The sequence below is a fragment of the Staphylococcus sp. HMSC062A01 genome, from assembly GCF_001836805.1.
GTDB lineage: Bacteria > Bacillota > Bacilli > Staphylococcales > Staphylococcaceae > Staphylococcus > Staphylococcus haemolyticus.
This window is the reverse complement of sequence record NZ_KV830600.1, coordinates 98161-116082: the sequence shown is the minus strand read 5'-3', so window position 1 is coordinate 116082 and position 17922 is coordinate 98161. Positions and strand designations below refer to the sequence as shown.

Annotated in this window: 11 protein-coding genes and 3 pseudogenes; 10 read left to right on the top strand and 4 right to left on the bottom strand. The window is 32.0% G+C overall.

Annotated features, from left to right (window positions below; genetic code table 11):
- The 3 genes and pseudogenes from HMPREF2715_RS11985 to ccpA form a co-directional block, all read left to right on the top strand.
- Window positions 1-587, top strand: a pseudogene (locus HMPREF2715_RS11985) (Maebl); the annotation flags it as partial.
- 280 nt (window positions 588-867) lie between these two features.
- Window positions 868-1959, top strand: coding sequence for a bifunctional 3-deoxy-7-phosphoheptulonate synthase/chorismate mutase (locus tag HMPREF2715_RS01660; RefSeq protein ID WP_070580934.1), 1092 nt, complete (start codon window positions 868-870; stop codon window positions 1957-1959).
- A 319-nt stretch (window positions 1960-2278) separates the two neighbouring features.
- Window positions 2279-3271 carry a catabolite control protein A gene (gene ccpA / locus HMPREF2715_RS01655; RefSeq protein ID WP_070580931.1) on the top strand — a complete coding sequence of 331 codons (993 nt, stop codon included), beginning with the start codon at window positions 2279-2281 and terminating at the stop codon, window positions 3269-3271.
- Window positions 3272-3417: 146 nt separating this feature from the next.
- On the opposite strand, the gene HMPREF2715_RS01650 is transcribed toward ccpA, so the two are convergent.
- Entirely contained in the window at window positions 3418-4575 is a 1158-nt protein-coding gene (locus HMPREF2715_RS01650) for an acetoin utilization protein AcuC (RefSeq protein WP_070580929.1), read from the bottom strand.
- 34 nt (window positions 4576-4609) lie between these two features.
- On the bottom strand, window positions 4610-5242 hold the full coding sequence (locus HMPREF2715_RS01645; RefSeq protein WP_070580927.1) for a GNAT family N-acetyltransferase: 633 nt from the start codon (window positions 5240-5242) through the stop codon (window positions 4610-4612).
- Between the two features lie 164 nt (window positions 5243-5406).
- Between HMPREF2715_RS01645 and acsA the strand changes: the two genes are divergently transcribed.
- Together acsA and HMPREF2715_RS01635 are read left to right on the top strand one after the other, a co-directional pair.
- Window positions 5407-7116, top strand: coding sequence for an acetate--CoA ligase (acsA, locus tag HMPREF2715_RS01640; protein WP_070580925.1), 1710 nt, complete (start codon window positions 5407-5409; stop codon window positions 7114-7116).
- A 333-nt stretch (window positions 7117-7449) separates the two neighbouring features.
- Entirely contained in the window at window positions 7450-9117 is a 1668-nt protein-coding gene (locus HMPREF2715_RS01635; protein WP_011275491.1) for a formate--tetrahydrofolate ligase, read from the top strand.
- Between the two features lie 142 nt (window positions 9118-9259).
- Here HMPREF2715_RS01635 and HMPREF2715_RS01630 read toward each other — a convergent pair whose 3' ends face one another.
- Entirely contained in the window at window positions 9260-10174 is a 915-nt protein-coding gene (locus HMPREF2715_RS01630; protein WP_070678441.1) for a biosynthetic peptidoglycan transglycosylase, read from the bottom strand.
- Between the two features lie 383 nt (window positions 10175-10557).
- Between HMPREF2715_RS01630 and tyrS the strand changes: the two genes are divergently transcribed.
- The 3 genes and pseudogenes from tyrS (at window position 10558) to HMPREF2715_RS01615 (ending at window position 13938) form a co-directional block, all read left to right on the top strand.
- The gene (gene tyrS, locus HMPREF2715_RS01625; RefSeq protein WP_070678444.1) at window positions 10558-11820 is read left to right on the top strand and encodes a tyrosine--tRNA ligase; all 1263 of its coding nucleotides are present in this window, start codon (window positions 10558-10560) and stop codon (window positions 11818-11820) included.
- Window positions 11821-11944: 124 nt separating this feature from the next.
- Window positions 11945-12415 (top strand): annotated as a pseudogene (locus HMPREF2715_RS01620) (MarR family winged helix-turn-helix transcriptional regulator).
- Window positions 12416-12533: 118 nt separating this feature from the next.
- Window positions 12534-13938: pseudogene (locus HMPREF2715_RS01615) on the top strand (DHA2 family efflux MFS transporter permease subunit).
- A gap of 79 nt (window positions 13939-14017) precedes the next feature.
- Here HMPREF2715_RS01615 and HMPREF2715_RS01610 read toward each other — a convergent pair.
- The gene (locus HMPREF2715_RS01610) at window positions 14018-15295 is read right to left on the bottom strand and encodes a S1C family serine protease (protein WP_070580917.1); all 1278 of its coding nucleotides are present in this window, start codon (window positions 15293-15295) and stop codon (window positions 14018-14020) included.
- 167 nt (window positions 15296-15462) lie between these two features.
- Between HMPREF2715_RS01610 and HMPREF2715_RS01605 the strand changes: the two genes are divergently transcribed.
- On the top strand, window positions 15463-16086 hold the full coding sequence (locus tag HMPREF2715_RS01605; protein WP_053024789.1) for a lysophospholipid acyltransferase family protein: 624 nt from the start codon (window positions 15463-15465) through the stop codon (window positions 16084-16086).
- 334 nt (window positions 16087-16420) lie between these two features.
- Window positions 16421-17884 carry an N-acetylglucosamine-specific PTS transporter subunit IIBC gene (gene nagE, locus HMPREF2715_RS01600; protein WP_053024786.1) on the top strand — a complete coding sequence of 488 codons (1464 nt, stop codon included), beginning with the start codon at window positions 16421-16423 and terminating at the stop codon, window positions 17882-17884.
- The last annotated feature ends 38 nt before the right edge of the window (window positions 17885-17922 follow it).

The window sequence follows — 17922 nt, the reverse complement described above, 5'->3', positions numbered from 1 at the left end:
CGTCGAATAATTTAGCAGATCAATCACCACAAGCACAAGAAATACAAGAAGCTAAAGCTGAAACAGAGAAAGAAGAAAATGAAACTAAAGAGGTTAGTGCTACTGAATTAACAGCACAACAAAATGCAGTAAAAGTTGAATCATCAAATAATAATTTATCAGATCCTTCAATTAAGGATGATGCTAGCCATAATAAAAATGTTACTGCGAAAAATCTAGCATCAGCTGCTAAAACAAAAAAAAGTAAATTAGATAATGACTCAAACGTAGCCAATAAAACAAAAAATTTATTAGAAGAGCCTTCTGTTGCTAAATCAAAAGGTATTTATACTGTTCCTAATTTAGTTACAAAAGAAGACAAAACAATTAACACCAATGAAGACCAAGTAAAAAATAATCAAGCTCACGCTACTTCTAAATTTGAAAATGGTGTTATCACACACGATACAAAATCAAACAATGAAAAATCAAAAGGGAATAGCAAGCAATCACAAAACGAACCAAAAGTTAAAAATAAAACACCTAAACAACAACAAAGAGCTGAAAAAGCTAAAAGTAAAATAGATAAACGTACTTTTAATGATTAATGAAACTTTAACTTATTGATTAAGTTAATATTCATTCATTAAATGGAGCGGATTCAGAAATCTATATATTAGATTTTTGATTCGCTCCATTTTTTATATCGAAAACGATTAATTAAAAATTTCACAATAGTAATTAGATAATTCATAAATTTTAGAAAATTTTTGGACTTCTAAGGTTGAACTATTATTTTTAAATTGTTAGAATATTATCTAACTAATATTATTTTATCGCTTTAAAGTAATATAATTAATTAAGTAACTTTTATTGAGGTGAGTAGTAATGTCAACGAAATTAGAACAATACAGAGAAGAAATTGTTTCGATTAATAATCAAATTTTAGAATTATTATCTAAACGTGGTGAGTTAGCTCAAAAGATTGGTGAAGAAAAAATAAAACAAGGCACAAAAGTTTATGATCCACAGCGCGAAAAGGAAATGATTAATGAATTAATGGATCGTAACCAAGGACCTTTTAATGATAATGTTATTAAGCAATTATTCAAAGAAATCTTCAAAGCGTCAACTGACTTGCAAAAATCTGAGAATGAAAAACATCTTTATGTATCACGTAAATTAAAACCTGAAGATACAATTGTTAAATTTGACAACGGTGGCATTATTGGCGATGGGAATAAATCATTTGTATTTGGACCTTGTTCTGTAGAATCTCAAGAACAGGTAGATGCAGTCGCAAAAGATTTGCAAGCTAGGGGTGAGAAATTCATTCGTGGTGGCGCATTTAAACCTCGTACATCGCCTTATGATTTCCAAGGTTTAGGCGTTGAAGGGCTTAAAATTTTAAAAAATGTTAAAGATAAATTCGATCTTAATGTTGTTAGTGAAATTGTAAATCCTGCTGATTTTGAAGTTGCTGATGAATACCTAGATGTATTTCAAATTGGCGCGCGTAACATGCAAAACTTTGAATTACTGAAAGAAGCTGGCAGAACTAATAAACCTATCCTATTAAAAAGAGGATTGTCTGCGACTATTGAAGAATTTACCTTTGCAGCCGAGTATATTGCTTCACAAGGAAATAAAAATATTATCCTGTGTGAACGTGGTATCCGTACTTATGAAAAAGCAACACGTAATACTCTAGATATATCTGCTGTTCCAATTTTAAAACAAGGAACGCATTTACCAGTAATGGTAGATGTAACGCATAGCACAGGACGCAAAGATATTATGTTACCAACTGCAAAAGCTGCTTTAGCTGTTGGCGCAGATGGTGTAATGGCAGAAGTTCATCCAGACCCATCTGTTGCACTAAGTGATAGTGGTCAACAAATGGATTTAAATGAATTTGATCAATTTTACAATGAATTGAAACCATTAGCTGAATTATATAATTTAAAAAAATTAAAATAATAAGTTCACTTAATTAGATAATTGATATACATGAGCTATTCGTTTTACTGAATTATAAGTATGTTTTATAATACTAATTCTGGTAATAATGAATAGCTCTTTAAATTGTCAAACTTTAGCTATTCTATTTATTAATCAACGAATTCATTTTTATTGAATAATATGGCAAATCACTCTTTGTAATGAAAATAATATAAAATTTGACATAAATGTGAAATTATTAACAATAGGTTTGAATGAAAGCGATTTTGTGGTAAACTTTGAAAATGAAATGAAAACACGTTATAATAACAAATAAAACGCTTACAAGGAGGAAATTATGACAGTAACTATATATGATGTTGCTAGAGAGGCCCGAGTATCTATGGCAACCGTTTCACGAGTAGTGAATGGTAATCAAAATGTTAAACCTGAAACTAGAAAAAAAGTTAATGAAGTAATCAAAAGATTAAATTATCGACCAAACGCTGTTGCAAGAGGACTAGCTAGTAAACGAACAACAACAGTAGGCGTTATCATTCCTGACATATCCAATATCTATTATTCTCAATTAGCTCGTGGTATTGAGGATATAGCAACAATGTACAAATATCATTCTATAATTTCTAACTCAGATAATGATTCTGAAAAAGAAAAAGAAATATTTAATAATTTATTAAGTAAACAAGTGGATGGTATTATCTTTTTAGGTGGAACGATTTCTGATGAAATTAAAGATTTAATTAATCAATCATCTGTTCCAGTCGTCGTATCAGGTACGAATGGAAAAGATGACAATATCGCTTCTGTTAATATTGATTTCAAAACTGCAGCAATGGAAATTACTGAGCAGCTAATTCAATCAGGTGCTAAAGAATTTGCATTAGTAAGCGGTGATTACTCTAAAAAAGCTCAAGAAGATGTATTTAATGGTCTTAAAGAAGTAGTGGATCGTCATCAATTAAAATTAAATGAAACTGTGCAATTCTCTGGATCTGAAAGTTATAAAGACGGTATTAAAGTATTCGAGGATTTGAAAGGGGATTTACCTGATGTCATTTTATCAATAAGTGATGAACAGGCAATAGGTATTATGCATAGTGCATTAGATGCTGGTATTAGAGTACCAGAAGATTTACAAATTGTTAGCTTCAACAATACACGATTAGTAGAGATGGTAAGACCAAAACTATCTAGTGTTATCCAACCATTATATGATATCGGTGCTGTAGGCATGCGTCTATTAACAAAATATATGAACGAAGAAGAAATTGAAGAACCTAATGTTATTTTACCTCACCGTATTGAGTATAGAGGTACAACCAAAGACTAGTAGTAAAAAAATAATTTATTATTAATAGTTACAATTTTAACACATAACAACTGACAAACTGAGAAGATATGTTATAAACTTTCCAATTATAATTGTTTTAAGGGAGCGGTATGATGATTTTAAAATTAAATCATCATACCGCTCCCTTAGTGTGTATACCAATGAACGATTCTACTTGCTCGTTCGTTGTTTTTCTGTGAGATTTCATATGTTCTGGGTATTGTTTGATAGTCGCGATAATCTTCTGTCCAATGTTTTGGTAGGTTTACTGGTGAGTACGCACGCCATTTTTTAATCCATTGTTCTGGTAAAGGTCCTTCTTGAATGGGTTTATTAATTAATGCTAAAAATATATGGCTCCACGCTCTTGGGACTACTTTCCAAATATTATAACCTCCACCACCAAACATTAAAATTTTTCCATCTGTATATTTGTGCGCTAATTTATTAATTATATATGGAATTTCGTATAAAGTTTCTAATGAACAACTCATGTGTGTTAAAGGATCTAAGTAATGAATATCCACACCATGTACACTAAGTAGGATATCAGGTTTATAAGCCTCAATAACACTTGTCACGGATTCTTTAAAGACTTTTAAATAATTATCATGTTCAGTATAAGGTTCTAACGGTAAATTTACTGTATAACCATAACCCAAATCTTCGCCACGTTCAGTGTAATGTCCTGAACCTGGAAATAAAAATTTCCCTGTTTCATGGATGGAATAACACATGATCGTATTATCAGTATAAAGGCTCCATTGAGTCCCATCACCGTGATGCGCATCTGTATCAATGACCATCACACGCTGCTTATATTTAGTAGCAAGATATTTTGCTGTAATGGCAACATCATTATAAATGCAAAATCCATTGGCACGTCCGGGTAAACTATGATGTAATCCGCCACCTAAGTGACAACCATTTAATATATTTTCATTCATTATTTCATCTGCCAAATTAAGTGCACCACCAACAATCCTTGCGCTATGCCTGTGCATATGTTGAAATTGGAATGTATCATCTGTATTTAATCCATATTTATTAGCCTCCGATGGACTTAAAATTCCATGAGACGCATGTTTAATTGCTTGTATATAATCATATTTATGAATTAAAGCCAATTCCTCTTCAGTGGCTATTCTAGGATTAATGATTTGATCATCCTTCAACAATTTCATCATTTGGAGTAATTCTGTAGTTAATTTTAATCGCATTTGATTAAAAGGGTGGTTATCATTAAAACGATACTTTAATAGTTCACCTGAATAGACATAACCCGTTTTTAAATTATTTTGCATAAATATCATACCCCTTAAATTTTTAACAGAAATCTTAAAATAAAAATCGATTCTTATAACGTAAATCATCAAAAGACTGTTGCTGGTCTAATGTAATTCTGTTACCAATTCTCGCCATTAAACAATTAGCTGGATGACTGGTAATTTCTGGATCATCAGTAGCAAATACTTCTAATCCACCTTTAGACATTAATTTTTGCATCATTTTTTTATATTCAAAAACATCTAATTTAGCTGATTTCAAATCCCAATGCCAATAATACTCAGTTGTCAAAACAATATAGTCTTCAATCTCATCTTGAGAAAGACTTAATGAAATAAGCTCACCACCTAGATGAAACTGTCTAAAATCACGATGCACTTCTATAGCACCTAACTCAATTAAATAGGGTAGTTGTCCTTCAGACCATCTTTCAAATTCATCGGGATAGTGATATGTTACATACCCTATGACATGTTTGTTTTCTCGAGCAATATATATACGACCTTCAGGTAATTGCGTAATTTCTTTCAAAGCGTCAAATTGATCTTTTGCCGGTCTAAAGGCATTTAACGACTCATCGAAAGAAAGCGTTTTCAAATAATTGCACGAAACAGGGCCTTCAATAATGAAATGCTTATTGTTAATTGTTAGGTGCTTGGTTACGTTTGTTTTAATGTGTTTCATTCATCTCACTCCCAATATGAACTACTATTATAGTTATTTTATATTTATTTAGAGAAATAAACAAATTAAATTGTAATAATTATCTAAAAATTTTGAATAACACAAAAATTGATGTATAATACTTTTTGAAGAAAGCGATTTCATTAAATGAGGGGGAATTTACAATGAAAGTAGAAGTATTTGAAAGCGAGCAAGGTAATTATAATTTACAAGATTATGAAAAGACATATCAGAACTTTGATTGGGATGAAGTGAAAAAAGCTTTCTCATGGAATGAAACAGGAAAAATAAACATGGCTTACGAGTGTATTGATCGTCATGTTGATAATGGTGAAGGCGATAAAATTGCACTTAATTATAGAGATGAAAAACGTAAAGAACAATTTAGCTTTAAAGAATTAAAAGTGCTATCAAATAAGGCTGCCAACGTTTTAGTAGATAAAGCGAATGTTCAAAAAGGGGATCGCGTATTTATCTTTATGCCAAGAACGCCTGAACTATATTTTGCCTTTCTTGGTATTCTAAAAATTGGTGCTATCGTTGGTCCATTATTTGAAGCTTTTATGGAAAAAGCTGTAACTGATAGATTAGAAAATAGTGAAGCAAAAGTCATTGTTACTACAAATAGTTTACTAGGCAGAATTCCTAAGGATAAATTACCTCACTTAGAAACAATAGTAGTTGTTGACGATGAAGTTGATGAACAATATGTTGATTTCAATAAAGAATTGAATCAAGCAAGTGAAGAATTTGATATTGAGTGGTTAAAAGAAGATGATGGTTTAATCTTACACTACACATCAGGTTCTACTGGTCAACCTAAAGGGGTATTACACGTTCAAAAAGCAATGTTACTTCATTATATTTCAGGTAAATATGTATTAGATTTAAAAGAAGGCGATATTTACTGGTGTACAGCTGATCCTGGTTGGGTTACCGGTACATCTTATGGTGTGTTTGCACCGTGGTTAAATGGTGTTACAAATTGCATAGCGGGTGGTCGATTCTCTCCTGAACAATGGTATAGCATGATTGAAACATTTAAAGTAACAATTTGGTATACTGCGCCTACAGCATTAAGAATGTTAATGAGCGCAGGTGATGATGTAGTAGAAAAATATGATTTGTCATCATTACGATCAATTTTATCTGTTGGTGAGCCACTTAACCCTGAAGTTATTAAATGGTCTAAAGATGTATATGATAAACGTGTATTAGATACATGGTGGATGACAGAAACAGGGGGTCATATGATTGTGAATTATCCTGCAGTTGACGTTAAATTAGGTTCAATGGGTAAACCATTACCGGGAATAGAGGCTGCTATTATAGATGACTCAGGTAATGTATTACCACCGAACAGAATGGGGAATTTAGCTATTAAAAAGGGTTGGCCATCTATGATGTATTCAATTTGGAAAAACCCTAAAAAATATAATTCTTATTTTATTGGAGATTGGTACGTTTCAGGTGATTCAGCATATCAAGATGAAGAAGGTTATTTCTGGTTCCAAGGTCGTGTTGATGACGTAATTATGACTGCTGGTGAGCGTGTAGGTCCATTTGAAGTAGAATCGAAATTAGTTGAGCATGAAGCAGTAGTTGAAGCGGGTGTTATCGGTAAACCAGATCCTGTCAGAGGCGAAATTATCAAAGCCTTTATTTCATTACGCCAAGGCTATGAACCTTCAGATGAGCTAAAAGCAGATATTCGTAAATTTGTTAAAGAGGGGCTATCAGGTCATGCAGCACCAAGAGAAATAGAATTTAAAGATAAATTACCTAAAACACGCTCTGGTAAAATTATGAGACGTGTGTTAAAAGCTTGGGAGCTTAATTTAGATGCAGGCGATTTAAGTACGATGGAAGATTAAATTTTAATGAATGTAACTAAGCTAGGACAATTATTGGTCCTAGCTTTTATAATGATTATAGTTGACCTAAGTCGAAATAAAGGTTTTTGAATTCATATTATGATGTATTTTTACTTTAAATTTTTAGATTTATAAAATAAATTTATTTAAATTAGCAGATTTATCATAAAATTAAGTTAAATTTTACACAAATCATTGGAAACGCTCTCAAAAATTCGACATCGCTTACATTGTTAGTTATTATTAATATGTAAGATTAAAAGAAACCTTAAGCAACTGATTTGAGGTATTCTTACATAAATCAAATTATAAATAACAAGGGGTTGAAATAAGTTGGCACATTTATCAGATTTAGATATTGCTAATCAATCAGAACTAAAACCTATTGGAGAAATCGCTGAAAAAGCTGGAATCCCAGCAGACGCTTTAGAACAATATGGTCACTATAAAGCTAAGATTGATATCAATCAAATCAAACCAAAAGACAACAAAGGGAAAGTCGTTTTAGTAACTGCAATGAGTCCAACACCAGCAGGTGAAGGTAAATCTACAGTTACTGTTGGATTATCTGATGCGTTCAACGAATTAAAGAAAAATGTAATGGTAGCTTTACGTGAACCAGCACTAGGACCTACATTTGGTATTAAAGGTGGGGCAACTGGTGGAGGTTATGCGCAAGTATTACCAATGGAAGATATTAACTTACATTTCAATGGTGACTTCCACGCGATTACTACTGCAAATAATGCTTTATCTGCATTTATCGATAACCACATCCATCAAGGTAATGAATTAGGCATTGATGTACGTCGTGTTGAATGGAAACGTGTATTAGACATGAACGACCGTGCATTACGTCATGTAAATGTTGGTTTAGGTGGACCTACTAACGGTGTACCTCGTGAAGATGGTTTCAATATTACAGTTGCCTCAGAAGTAATGGCAATCTTATGTTTAGCTCGTAATATTAATGACTTAAAAGAAAAAATTAGCCGTATTACTATTGGTTACACTCGTGATCGTAAACCAGTTACAGTTGCAGACTTAAAAGTTGAAGGCGCATTAGCAATGATTCTTAAAGATGCTATTAAACCTAACTTAGTCCAAACTATTGAAGGTACACCTGCATTAGTTCATGGTGGACCATTCGCTAACATTGCACATGGTTGTAACTCAATTTTAGCTACTGAAACAGCACGTGATCTTGCAGACATCGTTGTAACAGAAGCAGGATTCGGTTCAGACCTTGGTGCTGAAAAATTCATCGACATTAAAGCTAGAGAAGCTGGCTTTGAACCTTCAGCAGTAGTTTTAGTTGCAACAGTTCGTGCCCTTAAAATGCATGGTGGCGTAGCTAAAGATGACTTAAAAGAAGAAAATGTTGAAGCAGTAAAAGCTGGTATTGTTAACTTAGAACGTCATGTTAACAACATCCGTAAATTTGGTGTTGAACCAGTTATCGCATTAAATGCATTTATTCATGATACAGATGCTGAAACTGAAGCAGTAAAAGCTTGGGCTAAAGAAAATAACGTTAGAATCGCTTTAACTGAAGTATGGGAAAAAGGCGGTAAAGGTGGCGTTGAATTAGCTAACCAAGTACTTGAAGTTATTGAACAACCAAATGATTTCAAATTCTTATATGATTTAGATCAATCATTAGAAGAAAAAATTGAAACAATCGTTAAAGATATCTATGGTGGTTCTTCAGTTACATTTAGTAAAAAAGCTAAAAAACAACTAAAAGAATTTACTGACAATGGTTGGGGTCAATATCCAATCTGTATGGCTAAAACTCAATATTCATTCAGTGATGATGCAACTGCTTTAGGTGCTCCAACTGATTTTGATATTACTATTAGAGAATTAGAGGCTAAAACAGGTGCAGGATTTATTGTTGCATTAACTGGTGCAATCATGACTATGCCTGGATTACCTAAAAAACCAGCTGCATTAAATATGGACGTTACAGAAGACGGCCATGCAGTAGGCTTATTCTAGTAGACTGGAATACCGACTATCATAATGTATTATTATGTTACGTTGAAAACTGCTGACAAAGCGCAAAACTTTGTCGGCAGTTTTTTTATGAATTTGTTTTTGAAACAAATTATGAATTTAATTAAATAAGACATTTTATCAATTATGCAGATTGATTATTATTTAATTGCAGTTTTGTAAGTAAATGGTCATAGATATGATAACGTTTAGCATGGCGGTATTCCTCTTTATCGATTACACCTTCAACAAGCATTCGTTTTAATACATAGTGTTGACGATCAACGCTGATTTTGACTTCTTTATAAGTTTTTAATTCACCATTTTCTTCATACGGTGTATACATATACGGGCTTTGTAATAAACCAATTAGGTAAGCAGACTGTGCAATATTTAAATCTTTCGGTGGAATACCGAATAAACTATAAGACGCAGACGCAATACCTGTAATATTGTTACCTTCATAATCTCTACCGAAAGGTACAATATTTAAATATGTATAGATGATTTCATTTTTTGACAATAAATTTTCAAGACGCATTGCTAAAATAAGCTCATTTGCTTTTCGACTATATGTTTTTTTACTTGATAGCACTTGGTTTTTAACTAGTTGTTGAGTAATTGTACTACCACCAGTACTTTGATCAAGATTAAATACATCTTGTATCATTGCTCGTACGAGTGCTTTTGGAAGGATACCTTTATGTTTATAAAACATGGTATCCTCGGAAGAGGTAAGAGCTTTAATGACATTTGGATTGACGTGTTTAGGACCTACTATTAGAGAGTTCTCAGATTTATCATATTCACTTAAGATATCAGAATTTTCATGATTTATTAAATCGTCACCTGCAAAATGCAAGACTTTCTGTTTTAATTCACGATCGCTTATTTTAGACGATTCATGCGTTAAATGATTGAAATAAATAACTGTACCTATAAATCCTATTAAACATATAAATAACCCAACACTAAATAATCCTACAATTGCATGTTTCTTTTTTTTGTAGGACTTTTCAAATGAATTAAACTTAGTATCTCTATTAATGTTGGTTAACATCTCTTTCACCTTAAGCATCTTGAAATTTAAATATAGTATACCATAATCACTGATTTGACTTTTATATTTTTAATACTTATAATTAATTAGAATTCAATATATTTTGGATAAGAGGACAAGTAATATATTTGTGATTTCCAGAGAGTTAGTGGTAGCTGTGAACTAATAGTTGCACTTATATGAATACACCTCATTATGAATTGTCCAACGTTTATTAATGAACGTATCATTGATAGAGTGAATAGCAATATGCTATTTAAGTATGGTGGTAACGTGCTCAAGCGCCCTTACATTTAACGATGTATGGGTGCTTTTTATTTTTCATAAATAGAGTATAGATCACTAAATATTAAAAATAAAATCTTTGTTTAGGAGGAATATTGATGTCAAACGCTTTAATTGAAGAGTTACAATGGAGAGGTTTAATTTATCAACAAACAGATGAAAGTAGCATTGAAGAATTATTAAATAAGGAACAAATTTCTTTATATTGTGGTGCTGACCCTACTGCTGATAGTCTGCATATTGGTCATTTGCTTCCCTTTATGACTCTAAGACGTTTCCAAGAACATGGTCATCGACCTATCGTTCTAATTGGTGGGGGAACTGGTATGATTGGTGATCCATCCGGTAAATCTGAAGAACGTATACTACAAACAGAAGACCAAGTAGAGGCTAACGTTGAGGGTATTAGTGCTCAAATGCATAAATTATTTGAATTTGGTACGGATAAAGGTGCCATTTTAGTTAATAACAAAGATTGGTTGAGTCAAATCTCATTAATTAGTTTCCTAAGAGATTATGGTAAACATGTTGGTGTGAACTACATGTTAGGTAAAGATTCTATTCAATCTCGCCTTGAGAATGGTATATCTTACACTGAATTCACTTATACTATACTTCAAGCTATCGACTTTGGTCATTTAAACCGTGAATTAAATTGTAAATTACAAGTTGGTGGTTCAGATCAATGGGGTAATATCACTAGTGGTATTGAATTAATGCGACGTATGTATGGACAAACTGAAGCATATGGTTTAACAATTCCTTTAGTTACGAAATCGGATGGTAAGAAATTTGGTAAATCAGAATCAGGTGCTGTATGGTTAGACGCTGACAAAACAAGCCCTTATGAATTTTACCAATTTTGGATTAATCAATCAGATGATGATGTCATTAAATTCTTGAAATACTTCACATTTTTAGATAAAGATGAAATTAATCGTCTCGAAGAATCTAAAAATCAAGAACCTCATTTAAGAGAAGCGCAAAAAGCCTTAGCGGAGAATGTTACAGAATTTATTCATGGTAAAGAGTCATTAGATGATGCCATTCGTATTTCTAAAGCTTTATTTAGCGGCGATTTAAAATCATTATCAGGCAAAGAATTAAAAGAAGGTTTCAAAGATGTTCCTCAAGTTGAATTATCAACTGAAACTTCAAATATTATTGATGTCTTAATTGAAACAGGCATTGCGACGTCTAAACGCCAAGCACGTGAGGATGTTAATAACGGTGCTATTTATATTAATGGGGAAAGACAACAATCAGTAGACTATGAATTAAGCAATGAGGATAAAATAGATGATGAATTTACAATCATTCGTCGTGGTAAGAAAAAATATTTCATGGTTAACTATAAATAATAAGTTTAATTTTATTGGCAATGTTGCGAAATCTTATAGATTTTGCGCATTGCCCTTTTTATGAAAAAATAAATAGAGTACGGGTATAATAAATGTGTTATAAAGATTAAAAAGAAGTGATGAAATGACTAATAATAAAGAAGAAATTTTAATGAGTAGCTTTAGAGATTTGTTTAATAAAATAGGTTGGCTAAATAAAGATAAAATGGAACAAGCACTTAAGGGGTTCAAATCATCTGAAGTTCATTGCGTTGAAGCGATTAAAGAATATCAGAATCCCAATGTACAATATTTAGCGAATAAGCTATTTATGACAAGAGGTGCAATTAGTAAATTAACAAAACGTTTGCAGCAAAAAGGTTTAATTGAAAGTTTTAAAAGTAAAGACAATAAAAAAGAAATATATTTTAAATTAACTGCACAGGGTGAAAGCGTTTATCAAATTCACTCTGAATTACATGAATCGTTTCAAAATTGAGATCAAAGTGTTTTTGACAGCATGACAGAAGATGAATTTAATAATATGATGACCTTCATTAATAGGTATCATCAACATTTGGATCAACTAATCGAACAAGAGAAAAGATCATTATAAGAGATTAAACTTAAAAACTCGCTTACAGGTTAAGCGAGTTTATTTGTTATATATTGTTGACAAGGAAACAAAAAAGAGTATATTTTGTTGACATGGAAACAATATATAGGAGGAACGTATGTCAAAATTAAATGATAGTCAAGTATCGAGAGAAATTATGATAGCTGCTTGGGCAATAGCATTAGGGGCTATAGCACCTATGTTAGATTCTACAATGATTAATATAGCAATCAAACAACTTAACAACGCATTTAATACTACTATTGAAATCACTCAGTGGGGTATAACAGGATATGTCCTTGCTTTAGCGCTAGTTATTCCAATAGCAGGATGGCTAGTCAATCAATTTAATGGGAAGTATGTATTTATAGGAGTCTCAATTCTATTTGGAATTACATCTGTATTAGCTGGTATTAGTTGGAATGTAGAGAGTTTTATTGTGTTCAGAATTATTCAAGGATTGTCCGCGGGCATAATTACAACGTTAATGTTCACGCTATTGATTAAGACAACGGGTCAAGACGATATTGGGAAAGTCATGACTGTCGTAAGTACACCTATGATATTCGGGTGATATTCGGGCCCATCATGGGACCAGTCATTGGTGGAGTTGTAATTCATATTGTGTCTTGGCGCTGGATGTTCTTTATTAATGTCTTAGTCGTAATCATCGCCGTATTATTGCAAATAAAATATTTATCGAACTTTGTCCCTTTTAATAAAAGTAAGTCTATTGACATGTTAGGAATCATATTGCTAGGTCTTATCAGTAAATCAACCATATACGGCTTAAAAAAAGCAAGTGATTACCATAGTTTTTATAATAGAACTACTATTCTTCTTCTGATTAATGGTTGTATTATATTCATAATAAAGTTAAACATGATAATACCATTATGCCGTTATCACTCTTTAGTAAGGGAAATTATACAGCATCATTTATAGGCTTATTTCTCTCGAACATAGGTATCATGGGACCTATGTTCATAATTCCGTTATATTTTCAGACATTTAAGCATTACACTCCTATTGAAGCAGCTCTAGCACTTATTCCACAGGGAATTGGAATGCTTATTACAAGACCATACATGGGGAAATTGATCGATCAATATGGAGCGAAATGGGTGGTTTTAGTAAGTGTTATAATATCGATGCTTGGATCAATACCTTTATTATTTATTACAGATCATACTAGTATCATTGCTCTATCTATTATCTTATTTTTAAGAGGATGTAGTGTTGGAGGCATTAATTTAGGTTTAACTACTGATGCATATATGGGCATTAAAGAAAGCGTATTAGCTGAAGCGGCTGTGGGAATTAATATGATTGAAAATATTGGTTCAAGTTTTGGAACAGCTTTTATTGCAACAATTCTTTCAGTTGTAATAAATCAATTAGGTAATTCCTTGACACACAGTATTATCGCTTATCATGTTGGATTCTTAGTATCGGTCATTACATTAATTTTAATTATTGTTCAAGCTTTATTTCTTACTAATAAGTCAAAGGCGACAATATAAACAATAATACGGCCAGTAATTGATTTTGATTAATCATGTACTGGCCGTATTTGTGTATTATGTTCTTTTGTTAAAAAAACTATTGTATAAATTGACTATTTCGACTATTGTCTGATTCAGAGTCAGATGATTGAGTAGATGATATATCGGACTGGCTTTTTAGCTTAACATTAACTGTTAGCGTTTTTCCATCACGTATAACAGTTAGTTTAGCAGTCTCACCAGGCTTCTTATTTTGATACAGATAAGTTCTTAAATCAGTATCTTCTTTTACAGTTTTATCATCTATTTTAGTAATGATATCGCCTGTTTTTAATTCACTTGAGCGACTTACTTTAGCAACATAAATACCATCATCACGATCTGTGTTTAATTCTTTTTTATAAGAATCAGGAATATCACTTAAATTTAGTAAACCAATTCCTATAGAAGGGCGTTCAATTTTACCGTTTTTAACAAGTTGTTCAATAGTTACTTTAACTTCATTACTTGGAATAGCAAAACCAATACCTTCTACTTGCTCAGCGGCTATTTTCATAGAGTTGATACCAACCAAGTTACCATTAATATCTACTAATGCACCACCAGAGTTACCAGGGTTTATTGCAGCATCAGTTTGCAAGACGTTAACTTTAGTACCACCAGAAGTAGTATTTGACTCAATTGTACGCTCATTTGCTGAAATAATTCCAGAAGTAACTGAATTAGCAAATTCCAAACCTAGAGGATTACCCATAGCGAATACACTATCCCCAGTTTGCACTTTTGAAGAATTTGCAAATTTAATCGATTTGATACCTTTAGTATTATCTATTTTTAAGACAGCTATATCTGATACAGTATCCTTCCCAATTAACTTCGCTTTAACTTGTTTACCACTATGCAATTGCACTTTAATCTCGGATGCACCACTTATTACATGGGTGTTTGTCACAATGTAAGCAAAATTATTATTAATTTGATAGATTACACCTGATCCAATACCTGCTTCTTCAGATTCGGATGACGATTTTCCTTGTAAAAAATCTTCTAGACCATTAGCTTTTTGCATATTAATGACACCAACTATCGCAGGTGATACATCTTTAATCATTGCATTAACAGATTTATATTTATCACTTTTTCCGTCTAATACATTTCCACTTTTACTATTATTGGCTTCTTGAACTTGGGCACCACTATTATCTATTCCAACTAATCCCATTATTTTACTTGCACCTAAGACAAGTAAAGCACCTATCACACCAGCAATTAATGCAACGATAATTGTTTTAAACCATGGGAATTTAGGTTTTCCAGGTTGAGGTTGCTGATAGTTGTTATAATTTGATTGATTCTCTTGATTAAATTCAGACATTTTTAACCTCCATTATAATATTAACCCTTTATTTAATTATGAAAGGTTTAATCAAATATTGCCAGTAATCCACTATCAGACTTTAGATGTATCTTTTGATAAGTTGTTCATATATAAGGATAATGATAAAATCAATAAAGTATAGAAATCAATAAGCAGGTGACATAATGTATCAATTTATAAGTAGACTATTAGATTTTATATTAGTTAAAATGGCTAAATCATTATATGTTATTGGAAAGGAGAATATTCCTAAAGATAACAAATACGTAGTAACATGTACTCATGAAAGTTATAATGAAGTGATCATGTTAGGTATGGCATTAGTTCCTAATGAAATTCATTACATGGCTAAAAAAGAATTATTTAATAATAAATGGTTTGGTCAATTTTTAACTTCATTGAATGCTTTTCCTGTTGACCGTGAAAATCCAGGACCAAGTACATTGAAAAGACCAGTTAATTTGTTAAAAGAAAATAAAACTGTTGGTATCTTCCCAACGGGACATCGTACATCAGCTGAAGGGGCTCCATTAAAAAGAGGCGCTTCAACTATTGCAATGTTAGGCAAAGCGCCAATTTTACCAGCAGCCTATGTTGGACCTAAAAAATTACTTGGTTTAATTACAGGTCAGGCACTTATTAAATTTGGTGAGCCAATTTATCAATCAGATATTCCTAAAGATTTAAAAAGAAATGAAAAAATAGATTATTTAACACATGAAATTGAAAGACGTACAGCACAATTACAAAAAGAACTACACTTAATTCAAGATAGTCTAGATAAATAAATTATAGTAACTAATTAACAATAAACACTCTATTTAATGACTCAAATAGTTATTTTAATAGGGTGTTTTTGTTTTTAAGTATACACTTAATTAATCTCAGTGAATTTAATACGAGACTTTTATTTTTATAAATTTATTTAAAATTAAAATTCTACATTTATAGGTTGAAGAGCTTTAGCGTGTTAGATACCTGTATGCTTATTATATTTTTAAAATGATTTAAAATTGACACATCAAAAGCGCTTACATTTATGGTAAATTAATTAAGGAACTATATACATATCTTAGTTATATATAAATTATTTGAATAATATGTGTTTTGGGAGTGAGTGACATGTTTAAGTTTTTTCAAAATTTAGGGAGATCCTTAATGCTACCAGTAGCTGTTTTACCCGCTGGCGCAATAATCGTTGGAATTGGTAATTTGCTTAAAGCATTAAATATATTACCAACAGTGTCATTATTCTTCAGTACGGTAGGGATTGCAATACTAGGCCAACTAGGGCTTATCTTTGCAATTGGCGTTGCGATTGGTATGGCAAAGAAAAATGATGGTGCAGTCGCATTAGCGGGTGCTTTGGGATTTGCACTGGTCGTTAAAGTATTATCTCCTGAGTTCGTAGCACCATTATTTAATATAAAAGAGAGTGCTGTAAACGACGGATTTAGTAAGATGGATAATTCAAATGTGTTTATTGGTATTATAATAGGACTAATTTCAGCATACTGTTATAACAAATTCAGTGATGTGGAATTACCTACAGCGTTATCATTCTTTAGTGGTAAACGATTAGTTCCAATTATGACAGTATTCTATTGTACTTTTTTAATTATGATTTTATTATTCGCATGGCCATTTATATATTCAGCTATAGTGGCATTTGGTGAATGGTTAGTTGGTTTTGGACCATTCGGTGCATTCCTATACGGCTTCTTTAACCGACTATTAATTCCTACTGGGCTTCACCATGCATTAAATGCTGTGTTCTGGTTTGATACAGCAGGAATTAACGATATCGGTAAATTCCAAACTGGACAAGATGCAATCAAAGGTATTACTGGTCGATATCAAGCAGGGTTCTTCCCAATTATGATGTTTGGTATGCCAGCTGCAGCGTTGGCGATGTATCACACCGCTGAATCTGCTCAGAAAAAACAAGTATATGGTTGGTTTATAGCAAGTTCCATTTCTGCATTTATGGTTGGTGTAACTGAACCGATTGAATTTGCATTTATGTTTGTTGCACCCGTATTATTTGTAATCCATGCATTATTAACCGGTTTGTCATTATTTATAGCTGCACTATTTCATTGGACAGCAGGATTCTCATTTAGTGCAGGTTTAATTGATTACGCATTATCACTAATCAATCCAGTGGCTAATCATCCGTTAATGATTTTAGTTCAAGGCATTGTATTCTTCGTTTTATATTACTTTATCTTTAGGTTTGTCATTAAAATCTTTAACCTCAACACAATTGGTCGTGGTGACAATTTATTAGCTGATCCAACTGCTAATACAACTAAGAAAGATGGGGCTGAAACTACAAGTAAAAGCAAATATCATCACACAGCAAGTCAAATCTTAGAAGGATTAGGTGGTAGTGAAAATATTACTACATTGACCAATTGTGCTACTAGATTAAGAATGGAATTAAAGGATAATTCTATTATTGACGAACAAAAAATTAGAAATGCAGGAGCGGTTGGGGTAACCAAAAATGGTCAACACTCAGCACAAGTTATAATTGGCACTCATGTACAGCAAGTCGCAGATGAAATTGAAAAGCAAATGTAAAATTTATAGTTTCATTTTTTAAAAGTATTAAGACAGAC